Origin of the sequence: Xanthomonas sp. LMC-A-07 (assembly GCF_030208825.1) — a bacterium.
Taxonomy (GTDB): Bacteria; Pseudomonadota; Gammaproteobacteria; order Xanthomonadales; family Xanthomonadaceae; genus Xanthomonas; species Xanthomonas campestris.
In genome coordinates, this window is record NZ_JARVTF010000005.1 from 128,105 (window position 1) to 150,377 (window position 22,273).

21 protein-coding genes are annotated in these 22,273 nt (G+C 66.8%); 3 read left to right on the forward strand and 18 right to left on the reverse strand.

Translation table 11 applies throughout. The features are described 5' to 3' along the window. Window positions 1–254 precede the first annotated feature (254 nt). Window positions 255–1,304, forward strand: a complete 1,050-nt coding sequence (locus QRM89_RS03490) for a C13 family peptidase (protein ID WP_285447298.1) — start codon at window positions 255–257, stop codon at window positions 1,302–1,304. A 191-nt stretch (window positions 1,305–1,495) separates the two neighbouring features. On the opposite strand, the gene QRM89_RS03495 is transcribed toward QRM89_RS03490, so the two are convergent. From QRM89_RS03495 to hisS, 11 genes are all read right to left on the reverse strand, one after another. Further along, window positions 1,496–3,082, reverse strand: a complete 1,587-nt coding sequence (locus tag QRM89_RS03495; RefSeq protein ID WP_285447299.1) for a calcineurin-like phosphoesterase family protein — start codon at window positions 3,080–3,082, stop codon at window positions 1,496–1,498. A gap of 431 nt (window positions 3,083–3,513) precedes the next feature. Beyond that, window positions 3,514–4,134, reverse strand: a complete 621-nt coding sequence (gene hisIE / locus QRM89_RS03500; RefSeq protein ID WP_285447300.1) for a bifunctional phosphoribosyl-AMP cyclohydrolase/phosphoribosyl-ATP diphosphatase HisIE — start codon at window positions 4,132–4,134, stop codon at window positions 3,514–3,516. Next, window positions 4,124–4,900, reverse strand: a complete 777-nt coding sequence (hisF, locus tag QRM89_RS03505; protein ID WP_285447301.1) for an imidazole glycerol phosphate synthase subunit HisF — start codon at window positions 4,898–4,900, stop codon at window positions 4,124–4,126. Before hisF ends, hisIE begins: the two co-directional genes overlap by 11 nt. Further along, window positions 4,894–5,628 (reverse strand): 1-(5-phosphoribosyl)-5-[(5-phosphoribosylamino)methylideneamino]imidazole-4-carboxamide isomerase, encoded by a 735-nt coding sequence (gene hisA, locus QRM89_RS03510; protein WP_285447302.1) that lies wholly within the window; start codon window positions 5,626–5,628, stop codon window positions 4,894–4,896. Before hisA ends, hisF begins: the two co-directional genes overlap by 7 nt. After that, the gene (hisH, locus tag QRM89_RS03515; protein WP_042598963.1) at window positions 5,625–6,227 is read right to left on the reverse strand and encodes an imidazole glycerol phosphate synthase subunit HisH; all 603 of its coding nucleotides are present in this window, start codon (window positions 6,225–6,227) and stop codon (window positions 5,625–5,627) included. Before hisH ends, hisA begins: the two co-directional genes overlap by 4 nt. Further along, window positions 6,224–7,351: a bifunctional histidinol-phosphatase/imidazoleglycerol-phosphate dehydratase HisB gene (gene hisB / locus QRM89_RS03520; protein WP_014507574.1), complete on the reverse strand. Its 1,128-nt coding sequence runs from the start codon at window positions 7,349–7,351 to the stop codon at window positions 6,224–6,226. The genes hisH and hisB overlap by 4 nt, the downstream gene beginning before the upstream one ends. Beyond that, window positions 7,348–8,436: a histidinol-phosphate transaminase gene (gene hisC / locus QRM89_RS03525; protein WP_285447303.1), complete on the reverse strand. Its 1,089-nt coding sequence runs from the start codon at window positions 8,434–8,436 to the stop codon at window positions 7,348–7,350. Before hisC ends, hisB begins: the two co-directional genes overlap by 4 nt. Beyond that, complete coding sequence (gene hisD, locus QRM89_RS03530; RefSeq protein WP_228419457.1) at window positions 8,433–9,728, reverse strand: histidinol dehydrogenase; 1,296 nt, start codon at window positions 9,726–9,728, stop codon at window positions 8,433–8,435. Before hisD ends, hisC begins: the two co-directional genes overlap by 4 nt. Then, on the reverse strand, window positions 9,725–10,639 hold the full coding sequence (gene hisG / locus QRM89_RS03535; protein ID WP_285447304.1) for an ATP phosphoribosyltransferase: 915 nt from the start codon (window positions 10,637–10,639) through the stop codon (window positions 9,725–9,727). The genes hisD and hisG overlap by 4 nt, the downstream gene beginning before the upstream one ends. A gap of 9 nt (window positions 10,640–10,648) precedes the next feature. Continuing rightward, entirely contained in the window at window positions 10,649–10,975 is a 327-nt protein-coding gene (locus QRM89_RS03540) for a YerC/YecD family TrpR-related protein (RefSeq protein WP_011036977.1), read from the reverse strand. Window positions 10,976–11,187: 212 nt separating this feature from the next. Further along, the gene (gene hisS, locus QRM89_RS03545) at window positions 11,188–12,621 is read right to left on the reverse strand and encodes a histidine--tRNA ligase (RefSeq protein ID WP_228433415.1); all 1,434 of its coding nucleotides are present in this window, start codon (window positions 12,619–12,621) and stop codon (window positions 11,188–11,190) included. A 246-nt stretch (window positions 12,622–12,867) separates the two neighbouring features. Between hisS and QRM89_RS03550 the strand changes: the two genes are divergently transcribed. Continuing rightward, a complete protein-coding gene (locus QRM89_RS03550; RefSeq protein ID WP_310454493.1) occupies window positions 12,868–13,491 on the forward strand; it encodes a helix-turn-helix domain-containing protein in 624 nt (207 codons plus the stop codon). Window positions 13,492–13,582: 91 nt separating this feature from the next. Here the strand turns inward: QRM89_RS03550 and QRM89_RS03555 are convergent, their stop codons facing one another. Beyond that, window positions 13,583–14,323 (reverse strand): murein L,D-transpeptidase catalytic domain family protein, encoded by a 741-nt coding sequence (locus QRM89_RS03555; protein ID WP_011036974.1) that lies wholly within the window; start codon window positions 14,321–14,323, stop codon window positions 13,583–13,585. Between the two features lie 99 nt (window positions 14,324–14,422). Then, window positions 14,423–15,727, reverse strand: coding sequence for a threonine synthase (gene thrC / locus QRM89_RS03560; RefSeq protein WP_285447554.1), 1,305 nt, complete (start codon window positions 15,725–15,727; stop codon window positions 14,423–14,425). Between the two features lie 164 nt (window positions 15,728–15,891). Between thrC and QRM89_RS03565 the strand changes: the two genes are divergently transcribed. Further along, window positions 15,892–16,206 (forward strand): EthD family reductase, encoded by a 315-nt coding sequence (locus tag QRM89_RS03565; RefSeq protein ID WP_029217002.1) that lies wholly within the window; start codon window positions 15,892–15,894, stop codon window positions 16,204–16,206. 68 nt (window positions 16,207–16,274) lie between these two features. On the opposite strand, the gene QRM89_RS03570 is transcribed toward QRM89_RS03565, so the two are convergent. The 5 genes from QRM89_RS03570 to QRM89_RS03590 form a co-directional block, all read right to left on the reverse strand. Further along, window positions 16,275–17,243, reverse strand: coding sequence for a homoserine kinase (locus tag QRM89_RS03570; RefSeq protein WP_259174013.1), 969 nt, complete (start codon window positions 17,241–17,243; stop codon window positions 16,275–16,277). Continuing rightward, a complete protein-coding gene (thrA, locus tag QRM89_RS03575) occupies window positions 17,240–19,747 on the reverse strand; it encodes a bifunctional aspartate kinase/homoserine dehydrogenase I (RefSeq protein WP_014507564.1) in 2,508 nt (835 codons plus the stop codon). The genes QRM89_RS03570 and thrA overlap by 4 nt, the downstream gene beginning before the upstream one ends. 589 nt (window positions 19,748–20,336) lie before the next feature. Further along, a complete protein-coding gene (locus QRM89_RS03580; protein WP_285447305.1) occupies window positions 20,337–20,837 on the reverse strand; it encodes a TspO/MBR family protein in 501 nt (166 codons plus the stop codon). Between the two features lie 230 nt (window positions 20,838–21,067). Next, entirely contained in the window at window positions 21,068–21,523 is a 456-nt protein-coding gene (locus tag QRM89_RS03585; RefSeq protein WP_075285747.1) for a hypothetical protein, read from the reverse strand. Further along, window positions 21,520–22,086, reverse strand: a complete 567-nt coding sequence (locus QRM89_RS03590; RefSeq protein ID WP_075285748.1) for a UDP-N-acetylglucosamine acyltransferase — start codon at window positions 22,084–22,086, stop codon at window positions 21,520–21,522. The genes QRM89_RS03585 and QRM89_RS03590 overlap by 4 nt, the downstream gene beginning before the upstream one ends. Window positions 22,087–22,273: the final 187 nt, after the last annotated feature.

Below are 22,273 nucleotides of genomic sequence, written 5' to 3' on the forward strand. Positions count from 1 at the left end.
GCGAGCGTGTCCACTTCAGATTGCTGGCTTGTATTGACTGCAGAGCGCAGCTGCAGGCGCCCTTGGCGGCTCGGTAAATTGAGTCGACAACAGGGCTGTTCATGCAAGCCAGCATGACGCCCGCCTACCGCAGCGCCCATATGCGGCCCCTTCGCATTGGATCACCGATCACCTACATACGACGCCAGCCGCCTCGGCTTGTTATCCGCCCGCGCAAGCGCTACATCTGCATCTTCCCGGTCCTGGCGTTCTCCATGTTGCGGTCATCCCGATCCGGCCCGTCTGCCCTGTTGCGCCGGTTGCTGCTGCTGACCGCACTGGTGGCCCTGGTTGCCGGCTGCCACCCGGATGCCGGCGCGGCGCTACCGGCGCAGCAAGACGCCAGCGCCGCGCAGGTCGATCCGGTAGACCAGACGGCGCTCGCCAGCGCCCTGAAAAAGTTGGCGCCGCAACGCCCAGGCATCACCGATCTGTATGTGGTGGGCTTTGCCGGCGATGCCAGCGACGACGTCTTCCGCAACGAAACGCTCTACCTCAAGCAGCTGTTCGAGCAACGCTTCGACGCCCGTGGCCGCGTGGTCACGCTGGTAAATCATCCTGACAATCTCGGCGAGCGCCCGTACGCACCGCTGGCCACCTACGACAATCTCTACGACACGCTCGCGGCGATCGGCAAGCGCATGGACCGCAAGGAAGACGCGCTGCTGCTGTTCGTCACCACGCACGGCACCGAAGACCACACGCTGTATGTGCAGGTGGACCAGAACGAAGAAGATTTCATCAGCCCGCAGGATCTGCGCAAGGCACTGGACGATGCCGGCATCGACAACCGTGTCATCGTGCTGTCGGCGTGTTATTCGGGCGGCTTCATTCCCGCGTTGCGCTCTGCCACGACGCTGGTGCTCACCGCGGCACGTGCCGACCGCCCGTCCTTCGGCTGTGGCAACACCTCCAATGCCACCTACTTCGGCCAGGCCTGGTTGATCGATGCGATGAACCAGGTGGCCGACCCAGTGGCGGCGTTCGACGCAGCCAAGGTAGCGATCACTGCACGCGAAAAAGAGGACGGCGAGCTGCCGTCGTTGCCGCAGCAGTCGGCCGGCAAGCATATCGGGGCCGTGCTGGCGCGCTGGCGTGCCGGGTTCCAGCCGGGGCCGGCGCTGGCATATCCGTATCCGCCGGTCGTTGCCGAAGCCGCGGATGATGCGGTCGCCGATCAGGGCGACACCCCCGCCAAGACCAAAGACGCTGCGCCCTCCAAGCCTGCGCAGCCCACGGTAGCGCCGCAACCGAAGCGGCCGTGATGCGCTAAAGGTTGCGACTAATTCTCATTACGTCACCGGCAGCCGCGCATCTCTACACTTGCCGGGCCAGCCAGCGACACGCCAGCCAGCACCGATCCCCGCCAGCGCGCCCATCGCCTGCCAGCCCGGATCCAAGACGCCTCCCTCGTGGAGGCGTTCGCGTTTGTGGGGGTACGCCCTGCGCGCCGAACTCAGGGCGTGGCGCGCTCCAGGCGATAGGTGGTGCGCGCGCTTTGCACGCCGGTAGGCAAGGTGGCACGCACCTCGACGGTATGCGCGCCGACCTCCAGCGTGGTCGGCAATGCGCCGCGCCATAGATGCGTGGACGGCGTGGCCTCCGGTGAGCGGTCGTACCCCCGCAGCTGCTCGGCCACATCGTCGCGCGTGTTCTCGGCGAGCACGCGTGGATCGGGCCGCTCCACGCGCTTCATCGGCTGCCAGGCGCCGCCGTCGATGCGCATCTCCACCGGCGTTTGCGCATCGCCCATGAACACGTTTGCGTACACGCCCCAGGCCGCATACGCGCCCTGCCGCAGCACCTTGGGCGCACTCAGCAGCAGCTGCGCGTCGTCCGGCGCACGCGCGGCGTGATACGCCAGCGTGTAGTCGCCCCCCGGCGCCACCTGCAGCACCGCATAACCGTTCGGGGTGCCATCGCTCATGGTGGCATCTGGAATGCCGTCGGCGTCCTTGACCCCGGACCAGAACGCACCGCAGGCCGCGCCCACGTTGTATTCGTGCAGCGGACGCGCACCCTGCCAGCCTTCATCGGCGCCGTGCGCCACCTGCCGCTGGGTATGGCTGTGTGCGCTCAGCACCAGCACGTGCGGGAAGTCCTTGAGCAGTGCGAACAGGCGACGCCGATCGGCATGGCGGAACGTCTCCTGCCCGGGCGCGGCATCGAACAATGGGATATGCAGGCCCAGCACCACCACGCGCTCGCGCGGCAGCTGCGCCAGGTAGGCCTGCAGGAAGGCGAATTGATCCTCACGCAGGCCGCCGACGTACGCCGGCTTGGCGCCTGGCGTGTAGATCACATCGTCCAGAAACACGAAGCTCGCGTTGGCCTCTTCCACCGCATAAGTGTCCGGGCCATAGATCGCGCGCCAGCTGTCCAGTGATTGCAGGTCATCGCGCGCATCGAAGTTGAGGTCGTGGTTGCCCGGCACATGGAACCACGGCACGCCCAGCTGCGTGGTGACCTTGTTCAAGGCCGGGTACAAGCTCAGATCGTCGCTGACGATATCGCCCAGCGTGGTGCCCAGGCGCGCGGGGACCTTGCCGACGATGGGCGCGACGATATCGCGGCGGTAGTAGTCCACATCGGCCAGGCTGGCAGTCTGGCTGTCGGCAAACACCAGCATCTGGAAGCCGCTTGCCTGCGCGGCGACGCGCGGGGTCAGTGCGAAATCCCAGTTGTGGGTGTTGGTGCCAGTGGCAGCGATGCCGCTGTATTTGCGCTTGGGCGAGCCCTCGGGCGCGTAATGGCGCCAGAACCCGGGCAAGCCATCGGCATTGAGAACGAAACTGCGATCGCCCGGCTTGATCACAAACACGGTCTGGCCCTCGCGCACCGGCAGACGGTAGCGACCCTGCGCGTCGGTGCGCACCAGCTGCTGCCCATTGGAGACGATGACATCGGCAAGACCAGGCTCATCACGGCCCCGCCCCGGCCTGCCGTCGCGCTCTTCAAACACCACGCCATCGACCACGACATCGCGCGCATGCGCAGTGCCTGCGAGCAGGCCCAGGGCCAGGAGAGCGAAACGAAGCTGCATGGGTGTTCCTGCGATAACCAGCCGTAATTGTAACTGGGCCTGGTTGGCTCACCGCAGTGCCGGGTGGGTCATCGCGATGGGTGGAGGCGTGCGTCTGCGCGATGAGAAGTGTCGGAGCCGTAGTGCGTAGGAGCGCGCTTGCGCGCGATGAGGCGTTATCGGTAACGCCCATCGCGCGCAAGCGCGCTCCTACGAGGTGCATTAGCTACCACGCGAATCACCCTGTGCCGGGATTTCCACCGGCGCCATTGCATTGACCAGGCCCAGCCGCGCGCAGCAGCATGAGGCGCTGCACAGCCACGAGGTGTCTGGGTGCGATCAAGGTCTGTGGCAGCCCAGCTCTACGTAGGGGCGCGCTTGCGCGCGATGAGGCGTTATCGATAACGCCCATCGCGCGCAAGCGCGCTCCCACGAGATGCGCTGGTGGGCGATTACGTGTGCCGCGATTCCAGCAGCGCCACTGCATCGCTCAAGCCCAGCCCGCGTGCGCGCAGCAGCACGATCAGGTGGTACAGCAGGTCAGCGGATTCGCCCAACAACTCGGCGTCGCCCTGCACTACGCCGGCCAGCGCGGTTTCCACGCCCTCCTCGCCCACCTTCTGCGCAATGCGGCGGATGCCTTGCTCAAACAGCTTGGTGGTGTAGCTGCCATGCGGGCGCTCGTGCTCGCGCTCGGCGATCAAGGCGTCCAGGCTGCCGAGGAACTGGCCCGGTGCGGTCGGGAAGCAACTGGTGCGGCCCAGGTGGCAGGTCGGGCCGTGCGGACGTGCCTGCACCAGCAAGGTGTCCGCATCGCAATCGGTTTCGATCGCGACCACGCGCAGCACATTCCCCGAGCTCTCGCCCTTGGTCCACAGGCGCTGCTTGCTGCGGCTGAAAAAAGTGACCTCGCCACGCGCACGCGTCGCTGCAAGCGCCTCGGCATTCATGTAGCCCAGCATCAGCACGCGCAGGTTGTCGGCGTCCTGCACGATCACCGGCAGCAAGCCGTCGCCCTTGTTCCAGTCCAGCGCATCGAGCGCATCGCCGGCTGCCGCATTCTCACTGCCCATCACGTACCTCGATCTGTTGCGCGCGCAGGAAGCGCTTGAGTTCCGGAATCGGAATCGCGCCGCTATGGAAGACACTGGCCGCCAGCGCACCATCGGCGTCGGCCTGGTCGAACACGTCTGCAAAGTGCTGCATCTCGCCAGCGCCGCCAGACGCAATCAGCGGCACTCGGCACAACGCGCGCACCTGACGCAGCTGCGCGATGTCGTAGCCATGCCGGACCCCGTCGTTATCCATGCAATTGAGCACGATCTCGCCCGCACCCAGTCGCTGCGCCTCGGCCACCCAGTCCAGCGTGCGCATCGGCAGCGCCTGCGTCTTGCTGGGGTCGCCGGTGTAGCGGCGGACGCGCCACTGCCCGTCCTCTTCGCGGATCGAGTCGATGCCGACCACCACGCACTGCACGCCGAAGGCGTCGGCCAGCTCGGAGATCAGCTGCGGCCGCCCCAATGCCGGTGAGTTGATGGAGATCTTGTCGGCGCCGGCATGCAGCACCGCACGTGCGGTTTCTACATCGCGGATGCCGCCGGCCACGCAAAACGGGATATCGATCAAGCGCGCAACGCGCTCGACCCACCCATAGTCCACCGAACGCCCTTCCGGGCTGGCGCCAATGTCGTAGAACACCAACTCGTCCGCGCCCTGGTCGCGGTAACGCATCGCCAACTCGACGATGTCGCCCATGTCGATGTGGTCGCGGAACTTGACGCCCTTGACCACGCGGCCATCGCGCACGTCCAGGCAGGGAATGATGCGACGGCTTAGCATGCCAGTGCGTCCTTCAGATCCAGATGACCTTCCAGCAGCGCCTTGCCCAGCACGATGCCGGCACACCCGGCCACCTTGGCCGCGGCCACGTCGGCCAGATTGCGCGCACCACCGGAGACCTGCACCTGCAACTGCGGCGCCAGTGCGCGCAGATGCGCATACAAGCCCATGTTGGGGCCGGACAGCATGCCGTCACGCGCGATGTCGGTGCACAACAGATGCTGCAGACCGGCCTGCGCGTACTGCGTGGCCAGTTGATCCAGCGTGGCCTCGGCGGTTTCGGTCCAGCCATGCACCGGCAGTTGCCATGCGCCGTCTGCGTCCTGGCGAGTATCCAGCGCGATGGTCAGCCGATCGGTGCCGAATTCCTGCAGCCAGCCGATCACCGTGGCGCTGTCGCGCACGGCCAGCGAGCCAACCACCACACGCGCCGCGCCGGCATCGAGAATCCGCGCCACATCGTCGCGCGAGCGCACACCGCCACCGGTCTGCACCTGCAGGCCGGTCTGACGGCTGATCTGACCGAGCAGCGCGGCCAAGGTGTAGCCGCCGGCCTTGGCCGCATCCAGATCCACCAGATGCATCCACTGCGCACCGGCGTCGGCAAACGCCTGCGCACGCGGCAGCACATCGTCGCCGTAGCGGGTTTCGCGGGCGTAATCGCCTTGCAGCAGCCGCACCACGCGGCCGTCGCGGATGTCCAGCGCGGGGTAAACGGTGAAACTCATGGGAAGCTCATCTCAAGAAAATTGCGCAGGATGCGCGCACCGGTGTCGGCGGAACGCTCGGGGTGGAATTGCGCGCCGCACCGCAAGCCGCTCTGCACCACCGCGGTGAACAGCCCACCGTGATCGCAGGCGGCGACAGTGTCGGCTGTGACTGGCGCGGCATAGCCATGCACGAAATAGGCGCTGGCACGCTCCGGCAATCCAGCAAGCAGCGCGGAGTCACGCATCGGCACCAGCTGGTTCCAGCCCATGTGCGGTACGCGGATGCCAAGCGCCGGCGTCATGTGCCGCACGATGCCCGGCAGCACTCCCAGGCAGTCCACATCGCCTTCTTCGGAATGCTCGAACAACAGCTGCATGCCCAGGCAAATACCGATCAACGGCACCTGCAACTGCTGCAGCGGTTCAATCAGCCCCTGCGCACGCAGGCGCGCCATGGCCTCCGGCGCTGCGCCCACGCCCGGCAGGATGACGCGCTCGGCGCCCTGCAGGCCCTGCGCATCACGCACCACGCGCGCTTCCACGCCCAGGCGTTCCAGCGCATAGCGCACCGAGCCCAGATTGGCACCGCCGGCGTCGATGAGCGCGAGGTCGGTCATAGCGCCCCCTTGGTGGATGGCAACGCGGTGCCCTCGCGGCGGATCGCCTGGCGCAGCGCACGCGCCAATGCCTTGAAGCAGCCTTCCACCTTGTGGTGATCGTTCTCGCCGCGCACGTGCAGATGCAGATTCAATCCGGATGCATCGCATACCGAACGGAAGAAGTGCGGCACCAGCTCGGTGGGCATGTCGCCGACGCGCTCGCGCTTGAAGTCGCCATCGAACACGAAGTACGGCCGGCCGCTGAAATCCAGTGCGGCACTGGCGATGGTTTCGTCCATCGGCAAGGTGAAGCCGTGCTGTGCGGTGTCGCCCGCTACGCGCCACGGGCTGTCGACCGGATCAAAGCCATAGCGGCCAATACCGCGCTTGTCGCCCAAGGCTTCGCGCAAGGCCTGCCCCAGCGCCAAGCCAGTGTCTTCGATGGTGTGGTGCTCATCGATGTGCAGGTCGCCTTCGGCGCGGATATCCAGCGCAAACCCGCCATGCTTGCCGATCTGCTCCAGCATGTGATCAAAGAACGGCAGGCCGGTAGCGGTGTGCGGCTCGGCCACGCGGTCCAGATCGAGCTCCACGCGGATGCGGGTTTCCTTGGTATTGCGCTGCACCACCGCGCGGCGCGGCGCATCGGCCAGTTCGTGCGCGATGCCGGCCCAGTCCCAATCGCCGCCGAACTGCTCGGTGCGCAGCTGGAACCCGCGGATGTTGAGGTTCTGCGCGAACTGGATGTCGGTGATGCGGTCGCCCACCATCGCCGAACGGCTCCAGTCGATGGTGCGGTCCTGCAGGTACGGCACCATCAGGCCAACGCCCGGCTTGCGCGTCGGCGCGTTGTCGGCCGGCCAGCTGCAGTCGATCAGCACTTCGCGGAACACGATGCCCTGGCTGGCGAAGATCTGCAGCATCAGGTTGTTGGGGCCGTCGAAGGACGCCTGCGGATAGCTCTCGCTGCCCAGGCCGTCCTGGTTGCTGACGATGACGAACTGGTAGCCGGCATCGCGCAGTTTGAGCATGGCCGGAATCACGCCGTCGACAAAGCGCAGCTTTTCGTAGGCGTCGATCTGGAAATCGGCCGGCTCGGTAATCAGCGTGCCATCGCGGTCGACGAAAAGAATCGGGGTCATGCGGCCTCCTGCTTGCGCTGCAACGCGCCCAGCACACGATCATTCTGTTCGGGCGTGCCGATGGTGATGCGCAGTGCATCGGACAGACGCGGCACCGCGCGTTGATCACGCACCACCACACCCGCTTCGAGCAGCGCCTGGAACGCTGCTTCGGCGTCGTCGAAACGCACCAGCAGGAAGTTGCCCTGCGAGGGGTAGACCTGGCGCACGCCGGCCACCTGCACCAGCGCGGCATGCAGGCGTGCGCGCTCGGCACGGATCTCGGTCACCCGCCGCTGCGTCACTGCCAGCGCAGGTGCAGACAAGGCCTGCTCGGCCATCACCGCGCATGGCGTGGGCACCGGATACGGCGCCTGGCAGCGACGCAACAGCGCGATCAGCTCGGCATTGGCGATCAGGCTGCCGATGCGCGCAGCGGCCAGCGCGTGCGCCTTGGACAAGGTGCGCAACACCGCCAGATTGGCGTAGCGCGCAAGCAGGCCGATGGCCGAGGGCACATCGGAGAATTCGCCATAGGCTTCATCCACCACCACCACCGCCTTGCCCTGCAGCGCCTGCAAGGCAGCTTCGATTTCGGCCAGCGGGATCGCCGAACCGGCCGGATTGGACGGCGAGCACAGGAACACCAGCTTGGCCTTGGCGTCCAGCGCGGCCTGCACGATCGCCGGCACATCGGCATGGAAACCGTCCGCCCCATCGACCAGCGGCACCTCCACCAACGGCGCGTTCTGCAGGCGCGCGCACACCGCATACATGCCGAACACCGGCGGTGTGACCACCACCGCATCGCGCTCGGGCACGCACAGGCCACGCACCAGCAGATCGATGGCCTCGTCGCTACCGCGGCCGATCAGCAATTGCTCGGGCGCACAGCCGTACAGCTGCGCCAGCGCCGCACGCAGGCCCTTGGGCTGCGGATCAGGATAGCGACGCGTGCTGGCGTCGGGATCGGCCGGATTTCCCCACGCCGACTCATTGGCGTTGAGCCACACATCGCCCTGCAACGCACTCGTGCGCGCCGACGCATAGCCTGCAAATGCGCGCAGATCGTCACGCACCAGATCCATTACCGATGCCGTGCTCATGCGGCCACTCCCATGCGCAGCGCCACCGCGTTGGCGTGCGCGTCCAGGCCTTCGGCACGCGCCAGAATCACTGCGCATGCGCCGATTCCATCGATACCGGCCTTGCTCACCGCCTGCACGCTCACCATGTTCTGGAAGCTGGCCACGCTCACGCCGCTGTAGGCACGCGCCGCACCGCTGGTCGGCAACACGTGGTTGGTGCCGCTGCAGTAATCGCCCAGTGCTTCGGGCGTGTAGTCGCCGAGGAACACCGAGCCGGCGGCCTCCACCTGTGCCAACCACGCACGCGGCTCGCGCAAGGCCAGGATCAAGTGCTCCGGTGCATAGCGGTTGCTGATCTCGAACGCCTCCTGCAGCGTCGCCACCTTGATCAACCGCGACTGCGCCAGCGCTTGGCGCGCGATGTCGGCGCGCGAGAGTTGCGCCAGTTGCAGGTCCAGTTGCTCCTGCACTGCGGTAATCAATGCATCGCTGTCGGACAACAGCAGCACTTGCGAATCCGGGCCGTGTTCGGCCTGCGACAACAGATCGGCCGCGACAAACGCCGGTTGCGCGCCGGCATCGGCAATCACCAGCACCTCGGACGGGCCGGCCGGCATGTCGATCGCGGCCGCGCCGGATTGCGCCACCTGCTGCTTGGCTTCGGTGACGAAGCTATTGCCCGGGCCAAACAATTTGTCGCAGCTGGGAATGGAGTCGGTGCCGTAGGCCATCGCAGCAATCGCCTGCGCGCCACCGAGCTTGAACACACGGCGAACGCCGGTGAGTTGCGCGGCCACCAGCACCGCCGGGTCGACACTGCCATCCTTGCGCGGCGGCGTGCACAGCACCACTTCGCGGCAACCTGCCAGCCGCGCCGGCACGCCCAGCATCAAGGCGGTGGACGGCAATGGCGCGCTGCCGGCCGGCACGTACAGGCCCACGCGGCCGATCGGGCGCACGATCTTTTCGCAGACCACGCCAGGTGCGGTTTCCACCGCGTAGCCTTCGCTCATGCCGGCGCGGTGAAAGGTGTCGATGCGCGCCACGGCGTCCTGCATCGCCTGGCGCAGTTCCGGCGCGATGGCGGCGTCTGCCGCGGCAAATTCGGCCTCGCTGACCGCAAAGCTGTCCAGCGTGACGCCGTCGAAGCGTGCGGTGATCTCGCGCAGCGCCACAACGCCGCGTGCACGCACATCGGCGATCAGGGTGGCGACCGCCTCGCGTGTCTGCGTGGCGACGGTCTGCACCGGGCGCGTCAACGCCTGGGTGCGTGCGTCTGCAGTGAGTTGGGTCCAATCAAGCGTGTTCATGCGAGCGAGCGCTCCACCGTCAATACCATCAAGCCTTGCGCACCTGCGCGTTCCAGTTCTTCCAGGCGTTGCCAGGTCACTGCGCCGTGGCACATGGTCTGCAGGCGCAAGGCGCCATTGCCGTCGTCGGGCAGCTGCACCAGCGGGTCGGCATCGGGCAGCAAGCGGCGCAGCGCATCCACGTTGCCCTGCTCGGCGCGGAACATCAGCAGCTTGCTGTCGCGCAGCTTGAGCACGCCATCCATGCGCCGCAGCAGCATCGCCAGCAACGCCGCGCGCGCATCGGCGGGCTCGCGCACCGCACCGGCCAGCACCGCCTCGCTTTCCATCACCAGCTCGACCGGCTTGAGCTGGTTGGCGGCCAGCGTCGCGCCGCTGGAGACCAGGTCGCAGATCAGATCGGCGGTGCCCAGGCGCGGCGCGATTTCCACCGAGCCGGAGAGCTCGACCACCGATGCGTCGATGCCCTGGCGCTCCAGCCAATCGGCCAGGATCGCCGGGTAGCTGGTGGCGATGCGCTTGCCCGCCAGCTGCGCCATGCCCTGCCAGTCCCATTCTTCCGGTACCGCCAGCATCAGCCGACACTGGCCGAAACCGACGCCGCGCACGGCGTGATATGCGGCCGGCAGGCCAGCGCGACGCCGCGCCGATGCCTGCTCGTCCAGCTCGTTCTGGCCGACGATGCCCAGGTCGCAGACGCCATCGGCAATCAGGCCCGGGATGTCGTCGTCTCGCACCAGCAACAGGTCCACCGGCAGCGATTCGCCGTAGCAGAACAATTTGTCGCGGCTCTGCCGCCAGCTCAGCCCGCAGGCGGCCAGCAGGCTGCGCGCCGGCTCGGCCAGGCGGCCGTTTTTCTGGATGGCAATGCGCAACCGGTCACGTGCCGGTGCTGCCGTGGAAGCACTCATCTTGTTCTCTCAGTGGGATTCGACAGGGCGCGACGATTGCTCGCGCAGGGCCGCGGCATAGCCGCCAGCGCCGTGTTCCAGGGTGCGCGCGACACGCCCGATGGTGGTCACGCTGACCTGGGTTAGGTCATGAATCTCGCGATACGGCACGCCCTTGACCAGCAACGGCACCACCCGCCAGCGGTCGGACATGGCTTCGAGTTCGGCCGGCGTGCACAGGTCACGCAGGAAGGCCTCGACGGCGCCGGGCGCCTCCAGGCAGGCCAGTGCCTCGGACAGCATCTTCAGCGAGGCGGCGACATCGGTACTTTCGCGGGGAGCAGGTCGTTGTTTCATCGCGTTAATGTAATAGCGTGTTAGTACATTAGCGCAAACGGGGCCATGAGGACAAGCGGGCGAACTTGCGGCGTTCATGCAGAGCGTCTTGCACGGACGCGCTCTGGTCCGGCTACCGCAGCGTCACCGCCACGCATCCCTGCCCCGAAAACGAAAGCAGCCGGCCAGATCACTCCGGCCAGCTGCCCGCAACGCCCGTGCAATGGGCGCGATCAGTTCGCCGCGATCCCCGACACCAGCATCGCCTTGGCCTGCTCCAGCTCCACCTGCAACGTGCTGGCCAGCTCGTCACGGGCCACATCGAACTGCTGCTCGCGCACCAGGTCCTTCACCGCCACCACGCCACGCGCCAGCTCGTCGTCGCCGGCCAGCACCACAAAGCGGATGCCCGCACGCGCGGCGTACTGGAACTGCTTGCCGACCTTCTTCGGCTCCATCTGCACTTCGGTATTGATGCCGCCAATGCGCAGCCGGCGCGCGATATCCAGCGCATCATCCAGACGCGACTCGTCCATCAGCGCCACCATCGCGTGCACACTGCTCTCGGCGATCCCGGCAATCAGGCCGGCCTCGCGCAGCTGCCAGAACAACCGCGTCAGGCCAATGGAAATGCCCACGCCCGGCAGCTTGGACTTGGTGTAGTGGCTGGCCAGGTTTTCGTAACGGCCGCCCGAGCAGATCGAGCCGATCTGCGGGTGATCGGTCAGCGTGGTCTCGTAGACGGTGCCAGTGTAGTAATCCAGCCCGCGCGCGATCGAGAAATTCAGGCAGTAGGCGGTCTCGGGCACGCCCAGCGCCTTGACCAGTTCCAGCACCTCACGCAACTCGGCAATGCCTTCGCCCAGCGTTGCGCTCGCGCCCACCGAGGCCTCCAGCGCCTGCAACTGCGCCAGCGCATCGGCATGCCCGTTGGAGCGCACCGCCACGAAGGCCAGAATCTTGTCCACCTGCGCGGCCGCAATGCCGAAGCCTTCGCCGGCCAAGGTGTCGCGTACGTACTCGGCGCCGCGCTTGTCGATCTTGTCGACCTCGCGCAGCACGGCCAGCTGCAGCTCGCCCTCGGCCACGCCCAGGCTTTCGAAAAAGCCGCGCAGCAGCTTGCGGTTGTTCAACTGCACCTTGAAATCGCCGATGCCCAGCTCGGCGAACACCGCGTGGATCACCGCCAGCACTTCGGCGTCGTAGCGGATGCTCAGCGCATCCTTGCCGATCACATCGATATCGCACTGGTAGAACTCGCGGAAGCGGCCACGCTGGGCGCGCTCGCCGCGGTACACGCGCTGCATCTGGTAACGGCGGAACGGAAAGCTCAACTCGTGCTCGTGCTCGGCCACATAGCGGGCCAGTGGCACGGTGAGGTCGAAGCGCAGCGCCAGCTCCGGCAGGCCGCCACTCTCGGCACCCTCATCTGCAGCTGCGGCGGCATTGGCCAGCGCGCCGGTGGACTGCACGAAATACACCTGGCGCTCGGTTTCGCCGCCGGATTTGGTCAGCAACACATCGGAGAGCTCGAACACCGGGGTTTCCACCGGCAGGAACCCGAACCGCTCGTAGTTGCGGCGGATGACGTCCAGCATGCGCTGGAACGCGATCTGCTCGCGCGGCAGCAATTCCATGATGCCAGGCGGCGTACGGGGCTTGATCACGAGCGAAACTCCTGCGTATCGAGTGGGGCGAACGCGCAATTCTACCGGCTGGGCGGCCGTGCTGACCGCATGGCGTATCATTCGCCGCGTCCCAGCAGTGCGTGGCCCATGTACCGGCAGCTTCCAGACCCCAGCGTGACCTGCCCGGCCCCGGCCGAGGCCACTGGCGCCACCGCCCGTGACTCCGAATGCGCGTTGTGTGCGGTGCGCGGCCGGGCGATCTGCGCGGCGCTCTCGGAGCAAGAGATGGCCGCGCTGGACCAGGCCACCAGCGCGCAGGCCTATGCCACCGGCAGCACGCTGGTGCGGGCCGGCGAGGCACGCCACCACGTCTACACCGTGACTTCCGGGGCGCTGCGCATGGTGCGCACCCTGGCCGATGGGCGACGCCAGATCACCGGCTTTGTGCTGCCCGGCGACTATGTCGGGCTCACCGAAACCAGCCACCATCGCCACGATATCGAAGCCATCATCGACAGCCGGGTCTGCCGCACGCCGATGGCGCAGATGCGTCAGCTACGCGAGCGCTATCCCAGCCTGGAACGCAAGTTGTTGCAGCGTGCCGGCATGGAGCTGGCCGCCGCGCAGGATACCGGCCTGCTGCTGGCGCGCCTGCAACCCAGCGAACGGCTGGCGCACTTCCTGCTGCGTCTGGCCGCACGCTCCACCCGCCCGGGCGCATCCGGCGACACCGTGGCGCTGCCGATGAGCCGCAGTGACATCGCCGACCATCTTGGCCTGACCATGGAAACGGTGAGCCGCACCTTCACCAAACTCAAGCAGCAGCACCTGATCGCCCTACCCCAGCTGCATCTGGTGCAGATCCTGGACTATCCGGCGCTACGCCGGCTGGCTGGCGACGAGGTCTGAGCCCGGCCGCCATGCGCTGGCGGCGAAACGGAGCGGGCAAGCATCGCAATCGCTGGCTGCAACATCTCCGGCAACGCCAGCCGCAGCGCTCCTAACGCCCACCCACGCTGGCAACGGCAGCGCCGCAACCGCCACTCAACAGGCGCGATTGGCGCAACCAGGCACGGTCCGGGTAATAGGCAAACACGAAGGCGCCTTCGCGCAAGGTATCGATCAACTGTTTGGCCACCGCCGGCCGCACCGCCGGGCAGCCCAGGCTGCGGCCCAGCCGGCCCTGGCTGCGGATCACCGCTTCGCTGACATACGGCGCACCGTGGATCACGATTGCGCGGTCGCGTGCATGGTCGTTGAAGCCAGGCTCCAAGCCCTTCAGGCGCAGCGAGTAGCCGTTGTGGCCGGTGTAGGCCTCCTGCGCGGTGAAAGCGCCAAGGCTGGACTGGAAACTGCCGTCGTCGTTGGAGAATTTCGCCGCCAGGTTGTTGCCGGTATTGCGCCCATGCGCCACCCACTCTTCGAACAACAGCCGCTGGCGAGCCAGATCGAACACCCACAGCCGCCGCTCGGTGGAGGGGCGGCTGTAGTCGATGACGCTGAGCACGCGTTCGGTGCCCACCTGCTGGCGTTGACGCGCGCATTGCAGGGCTTCGGTGGCCAGGGCCAGGACCTGCCGGTCCAGCGCTGGTGCCTGGCGGGCCAGTGCATCGACCAGGCCGGCCTGCGGTGTGCCCAGTGGCGACACAGGCGAGGCAGCGATGGCATCGGCGGCACCCGCCGTGCCGGCCGTTGCCCATCCGCACAGCGCGGCGGCAACGGCGATCAATCGATAAGACATGCAACAACCCACGGGGACGCGGTGCCACGTGGGCCCGCACTCCCTAGAGATAGCCGCATCCGGCCCGGTTTCCAACCCCGGCTGGCTGAACGTGTTCGGTCAGGGCGCATCCGCGAGCAGACGCTGCCGGAATGCCTGGTAGTCCGGTGCCAGCGGTTCGGCATGCGCCGGGCGCTGCAACAACGCCGCCAGCGCCGGCGGGATCTCCACTGCGCGGCCGATCAGTGGCTCCACCACCGCCTCGAACTTTGCCGGGTGCGCCGTGGCCGCCACCGCCCAGTCGCCAGTGCCGCCCTCGGCCCCTTCCGCACGCAATTGCTCCAGTACGTGCACGGCGGTGGCGGTATGCGGGCAATGCACTTCGCCGTAGCGTGCGAAGCGTTGCTGCACGGTGTGGCGGATCGCGGTGTCATCCACCGACAGCGCACGGAACGCTTCGCGCAGCGCCGCATCGTCGCCGCCATACAGCCAACGCAGGCGTTCGAAATTGCTGGGCGCGCCCACGTCCATCGCGTTGGCCACGGTGGCCACGCTGGGTTGCGGGGCGTAGTCGTCGCCGGCGAAATAGTCGGGCAATACATGGTTGGCATTGGACGCCAGCGCGATCTGGCCCAGCGGCACGCCGAGCGCGCGTGCCAGGATCGCGGCCAGGCCGTTGCCCAGGTTGCCGGTAGGCACCACCAGGTTCAATGCGGCCCCGGAGCCAGCTTGGTGCTGCAGCGCTGCGTGCGCGTAGTAGCTCATTTGCGGCAGCAGCCGCCCCAGGCTGATGCTATTGGCCGAACTCAGCGGCAGCTGCGCCTGCAGCTCGCCATCGTTCAAGGCCTGCTTGACCATGGCCTGGCAGTCGTCAAAGGTGCCAGCCACGCGCAATGCCTGGATGTTGTCGCCGAAGCAGCCCAGCTGATGCGCCTGCCGTGGCGACACGCGGCCATCCGGGTACACCACCACCACCCGCAGGCCGGGCTGCCGATGGAACGCCGCCGCCACGGCCGCGCCGGTATCGCCGGAAGTAGCCACCAGAATGGTCAGCGGGCGGTCTTCGGCGCGCCGCAGCCGCGTCAGGCAAGCGGCCAGAAACCGCGCACCAAAATCCTTGAAGGCTGCGGTGGGGCCATGGAATAGCTCCAGCGCGTAGTCGCCCGGCGTGGCCAGCGGCACCAGCGGCGCCGGGAAATCAAACGCTTCGGCGCAGATGGCCGCCAGCTCGCCTGCCAGCGCGTCGCCCTCGAAGAACGGCTGCAGCAGTGTGGTGGCCGTGTCGGCCAGCGTTGCGCCGGCCTGCAGGGTGCGCGCCGGCGGCAGGGTCTGCGGCACGTACAGGCCGCCATCCGGGGCCAGGCCGGCGGCGATCGCCTGGCTCAGGCTCACGGCAGGTGCGGCGCCACGGGTAGAGATGAACATCATGCGGACTCCAGGCAGAGCGGAAACGGGCCAGCGCCCATCAACGAGAAAGGCGGATGCTGCAGGTGAGCGGCGGCAATGGGCATGGCGGCGCGCCGCCAGGCGGTCGCACGGGGTTGCCGGCGCGGCGCTATGCTGCGCGCACCCTCCCGTGGAGCCCGCAAATGATCAAGGTCAGTGTGATGTACCCGTACCGCGATGGCGCCCGCTTCGACCACACCTACTACAGCGACACCCACATGCCGCTGGTGAGCGCGCGCATGGGCGCGGCCTGCCTCAGCTACACGGTGGACAAGGGCATCAGCGGCGGTGAGCCGGGCAGCACGCCGCCGTACATCGGGATGTGCCACATCTTTTGCGACTCGGTCGAGGCCTTCAACGGCAGCTTCGGGCCGCACGCGGCCGAGATCCTTGCCGATATCGCCAACTACACCGATCTCGCGCCAGTCATGCAGATCAGCGACGTGGTCGTGGGATGAACATGCCATCGCGGTGCGTGCCTGCTGCGCGCACCGCTGCTGCCTGATCGAACAACGCGTGCGCTGGCTCATGCAAGCAGCCGTGCCGCAGGGCTGTTGATCGGCGTCACCCAGGCCTGGCTGTCCAGGCCCACGCCGGCGAATGCGGCTTGCACCGCCGGCGCCGCCGCAGCGGCAGCCGCGCGGGTTTCGAACCAGGCAAACACGCTGGGGCCGGCACCAGAAATACTGGCGCCCAGTGCGGCATGCGCAAGTGCAGCCTGTTTCGCCTGCGCAAAGCCGGCAATCAAGGGCGCGCGCCGCGGCTCGACCAGCACATCGCGCAGGCCGGCACGGACCAGGCCCGCATCGCCGGCATGGCAGCCGGCCAGCACCAGCGCCAGGTTGGTGCTCTGCGCCACGAACTCGCTCAGGCGGTAGTCGCCAGCCAGGGCTTCGCGCGCGCGGCGGGTTTCCAGCACTGCCTCCGGATGTACCACCAGGCTGTGCCACGCCTCCGGCACTGCGATCGGCACCAGCCGCTCCAAGGTGCACAGCACCAGCCCGCCCAGGAACAACGGCCCCAGGTTGTCGCCATGCCGGCTGCCACTGGCCACCGCTTCGCCATCGAGTGCGTGCTGATAGAGCTGGTCGGTGCTGATAGGTGTGTCCAGCAAGGCATTCGCCGCCACCAGCGCAGCCACGCCCGAGGCAGCGGAGCCGCCCATGCCCGAACTCAAGGCGATGCCCTTGTCGATCTCCAGTTCAAAGCCAAACGGCAGCGCCAGAGCCGCACGCAGCGACATCAACGCCGCGCCGGCGGTGTTGCGCTCGGCCTCCAGCGGCAGCGCCACGGTGGTGCCGCGAATGGCGGCAATCCGCACCACCGGCGCGTCGATGCGGCGCACGGTCACGGTGTCGCCCACGCCATCCAGCGGGTAGCCCAACAGGTCGAAGCCCACCGCCACGTTGGCCACCGACGCCGGCGCAAATGCGCGCGCCTCGCGCAGCCCACGCGCGGCGGGCACGGCGTGGCCCATGTCCACCATCTGATTCACAAGCGTGCCCCCTCGCCCGCCGCCACGCGCAGCAGATCGGCAAACACGCCGGCCGCGGTCACTTCCGGCCCTGCGCCCGGGCCCTGCACCACCAACGGGTTCTCGCAGTAGCGGCGCGTGGTGAACTGCACCACGTTATCGGTCAGACGCAGATTGGCGAAGGCATGGTGCGCGGGCAATTCCACCAGGCCCACGCTGGGCGCGCGGTCTGGCGGCAGCTGCGCGACATAGCGCAGCACGTTGCCGCGCGCATGCGCGTCGGCCAGCCGCTGCGCAAAGCCGGCGTCCACCGTCTGCAGCTGTGCCATGAAGTCATCCACGCTGGCCTGGCGCAACGCCTCGGGCACCAGGCTTTCCACGCTGACATCGTCCAGGCTGATCGCCCGCCCCGCCTCGCGCGCCAGGATCACCAACTTGCGTGCCACATCCACGCCGGACAGGTCATCGCGCGGGTCTGGCTCGGTGTAGCCCATGCCGCGCGCCTGCGTCACCAACTCGGAGAACGGCACGCTGCCGTCGTATTTATTGAACAGCCACGCCAGCGTGCCGGAGAAAATGCCTTCGATCGAGGTCACCGCATCGCCGGTATCGACCAGGTCGCGCAGCGTGGTGATCACCGGCAGGCCAGCGCCGACCGTGGCCTCGTAGCGGAAGCGCGCACCGCTGGCATCGGCGGCGGCACGGATCGCTTCATAGCGCGCCAACGGGCCGGAGCCGGCCTGTTTGTTCGGCGTCACCACATGGATGCCGGCTGCCAGCCAACCTGCATAACGGTCGGCCACTTCCGCACTGCCGCTGCAATCGATGATCACCGTATGCGGCAGGTGCGCGGAGAGCAGATGCGCGGTGAAGCGCTCCAGATCGGTGGGCGTGGACGCCGCTGCAAACGCATCGCGCCAATCGCCGGTCACGCTGCGCTCTTCCAGCAACATGCGCCCTCGCGAGACCACGCCGCGCAGGCGCAGATCCAGGTTGGCCTTGCCGAGCAGTTGCGGCTGCGCAGTACGCAGCTGATCCAGCAACGCCGCACCCACGTTGCCCGGCCCGATGACACCCACCGAGAACGTCTGTGGCGACAACCAGAAACCGGCATGCGCCGCGCGCAAGGCCTTGGTGGCATGCGCCGCATCGATCGCCACCGAGATGTTGCGCTCGGACGAGCCCTGCGCAATCGCCAGGATATTGACCTGCGCGCGGCCCAGCGACTCGAACAGGCGCGCCGCCACACCAGGTTGCCCGGCCATGCCATCGCCCACCGCCGCCAGCACGCTGATGCCGGTAGTCAACTGCACGCGCTGCACCTGGCCAACCGTGAGTTCGTGCGCAAACGCCTGCAGCAGCGCATTACGCGCACGCTCGGATTCGTGCTGCTTGACCACGCAGCAGATCGAATGCTCGGACGAGCCCTGCGAGATCATCACCACCGACACCTGCGCCGTGCGCAGCGCCGCGAACACACGCTCGGCCGTCCCCGGCACACCGATCAGGCCGGTGCCTTCCAGATTCAGTACCGCCAGATCCGGGCTGAGCGTCAGCCCCTTGATCGGCCCGCTCACCGCACTGCTGGCGGTGATGCGCGTGCCCGGATGTTCGGGTTGGAACGTATTGCGGATGATGATCGGCAAACCGCGCTCGATCGCCGGCGACATGGTCTGCGGATGCACCACCTTCGCGCCGAAATAGGCCAGCTCGCAGGCTTCGTCGTAGCTCAGGGTCTCCAGCTGCACCGCCTCGGGCACCACGCGCGGATCGGCCGAGAGCACCCCATCCACATCGGTCCAGATGTGCAGCTCGTGAGCATCGAACAAGGCCGCGAAGATCGCGCCCGAATAATCGCTGCCGTTACGGCCCAGCGTGGTGATGCGGTCGCCGCGATCGCGCGCGACAAACCCGGTGACCACCACCCGCGTCTGCGGATGCGCCTGCCGCCAGGTGTCCAGCCGCTGCGCGCTCACCGCCCAGTCCACATCCACACCCAGCTCGCCGCGATTGACCACCAGCACATCGCGTGCATCCAGCACTGCGCAGTCTTCGCCCAATGCACGGAAGTGGTCGCCGAGCAGCTGCGCGGAATACACCTCACCCAGCCCCTGCACGCGATCAAGCACTTCGCGCGGCAGCTCGCCGATGACTGCGAGCGCCGCCAGGATCTGCGACAGATGCTCGAAGCGCTCGTCCAGCCACTCCACCGTGGGCCCGGAATGCTCGCCCAGCAACGCCACCGCCGCACCGCGATGGCGCGCCCGCGTTTCGTGCCAGCGCTCGCGCCACTCTGGACGATTCTGCGCGGCCAGTTCGGCCAGCTCGATCAACGCATCGGTCACGCCTTTCATCGCCGACACCACCGTCACCTGCACGGTCTCATCGCGTGCCAGCAACAGCTGCGCCACATGCCGGTAACGCTCGGCATCGGCAACCGAGGTGCCACCGAATTTATGCACCACGGTGCGGGCGGAAGGCGTTGGGACAGCGGCGGGTTCAAACGAAACGACAGGCGATGACATCGACAGACCTCGTTGGGAGGCCCCGTCCGCTTCAGGTGAGAGAGGGAGACCCCCGCATCCTGATCCGGGTGCGGGGCCGTTGTTTTCGGAAGTTACGCGAAGACGACGGACCGCACCGGGCGAATGGTGGCGGTGGTAATGGTGGTGGTAATGCCGGCCACGCCCGCACCCGGCCGCAGTAGCGGCTGGCAGAGAAGCGAAACGCTGGCGGAAGCGTTATCCATGCGTGCAAAAGACATCACAGGGCCGAGGCCTGTCAAGCATTGCGTGAATGGTAGGCGCACGCGCTCGGGGCGCGAAACAGAAAACCTTGTTGCTCAGGGATTTAAGCATCGCGCGCGCAAGCAATTGATTGCTATGGAAACTTTTGGAACGACTTTGGAGAGCCGCCCTGCGCAGGTTTCGAACCTCGATTGGTAGTGTCATGCGCTCAGATGACGCGATACAGCTGACTAGATCGCTTGCGGGCGAGGCGTTGCCTCGCTGCCGGCATCAGTTCGCATCAAGCGACAGGCCACTTCGCACCAAGCAACAGATCGTCGCTATTGCCGCGCCGGTGAGTACGAGGCACCAAGATCAACAGCGGAGATCAGCCGAGTACCTGGGGATTGAGTTGCCAGACCGAAAAGTTGAGCGCCGCCGCGAAGCTCACCCACGCCAGATAAGGCACCAAGAGCCACGCCGCCAACGCCCGCCGCTTCGCGAACACGGCAATCGTTCCTGCCAACACCAGCCACAGCGCCACGATGTCCGCGAATGCCCAAGCCCCCAACTGCCACGCAAAGAACAGCCAGCTCCACAAACCATTGAGCATCAACTGCAGCACGAACAGGCCCAGCGCCGGATGCGTCCCCGCCCGGCTGACGCGCCGCCACACCAACCAGACCGACACCGCCATCATTCCGTACAACACTGTCCACACCGGTCCGAACAACCAGCCCGGCGGCGCCCACGTCGGCCGCTGCAGCAGCGCATAAAAGCTGGCCGCCTGGATCGATGCCATTGCGCCCAGCCCAGCGACGGCATAGCAAAGCACCAGCCAACCCAGAAGGCCGAACCATTGCGATTTTTTTGAACGTGCTTGGGTCATGACTGCTTTGGCCTGTGATCCGCGCTCGTCAGCGTGGCAGAGCTTCTGTGCAAGCCGTGACTACGCGCATAAGCGAGTCCGCGCTCAGCTAACGCCGTACGGATTCGTGTCGCCATGTCCAATCTCCTCGGGATAGGGAGTTGGACTCCAAACCAATGCGCCACTCAAAATCGGGGGACGTCGCGTCCGCACAGGTCTATTCATGCATTTGCGGAGTTAGGTGTTGGCGATCAGTTGCGAGGGTCGGCGATCAGCCTGGACGGCGAACCGTACAGAACCAGCACTCGGGCCCCTGCTGCAAATGCAGGTGTTGCACCCTGCACCACTGTCATCAGTGAACCGTTTTCGGTCTGGACGACGTACTCCATGCCATCCGCACGTGATGCCGAACGCTCAGCTGCAGCACCGACAATGGCGCCGGCGACCAGGCCGCCAACTGCTCCGACGGCGTTGGCACGACCACTGCCGCCCATCGATGAGCCGGCAATGCCGCCTGCTGCCGCGCCCGCCGCGGCGCCACCGCCCTGCGTGCCATCGATCGAAACAGCGCGCGCACTGATCACCGTGCCTGCCACGGTCCGATTGACCTGGCCAACCGAACCCACTGAGTAGCTGTCGGTGCGCACGTTAGGTGCGCACCCAACCACTGCGACCGCGAGGTAGGTCGCGACGATGAGCGACTTCACGGAGTCGCCTGGCTGCTCGGGAACATCGGCTTGCTCACGTCGACCGTTTCCAACGCCTGCAGGAACAGCGCGATGTTGTTCTGGGCGGAGCGATTGACAGACTCGCGAGCGCGGATCACGCCGGCGAACGCATAGCCCGCCGGCACAGTGCCCGAAGCGCTCACATCCTGGGTGTAGACGATGCTGCCGTTCGCGCGATCGATCAGCTCGTAGCGCGCGATGGTCTTGGTGGTCATGGACGCGCCGAACGACGGTATGTCGATCGCCAGGATCTTCACCGACAAGCTGAGCTTTCGCGGTGCGTCGTCACGAAAGATCGCCATCCGGTTGAGCGCCTCAGTCAGGGCGTTCTCCCACATGTCCGGTATTTCGTGCTGCGCCTCAGGCGGCACCTTGCCCTTTGCCTCGTCCGGTCGGGCCAGCGTGACCGTCAGCGACTTCAGCTCGGCATCGAGCTTCTTGCTGCTGACTCCTACGCCCGGCACCGAGAAGTTGAGCGGCGGATTGGCCGCACAGCCAGAAAGCGCCGCGATCACGATCGCAGCGGCGAGTAGCTTTCTCATTCCATTCCCCTGTTGCTTCCATTGCGGCATGGGGCCGCACCCCTACAGCTAACACGATAGTAACAAATGACTCGAACTGCACCAGATGAACATCTCCCCCCGACTATCCATGTAGCAGACCAGCAGCCTGCCTTCCCCCACGTTCGGCTGGCGCAGGCCAAGGACTGACATACGCCAGGAAGCCACG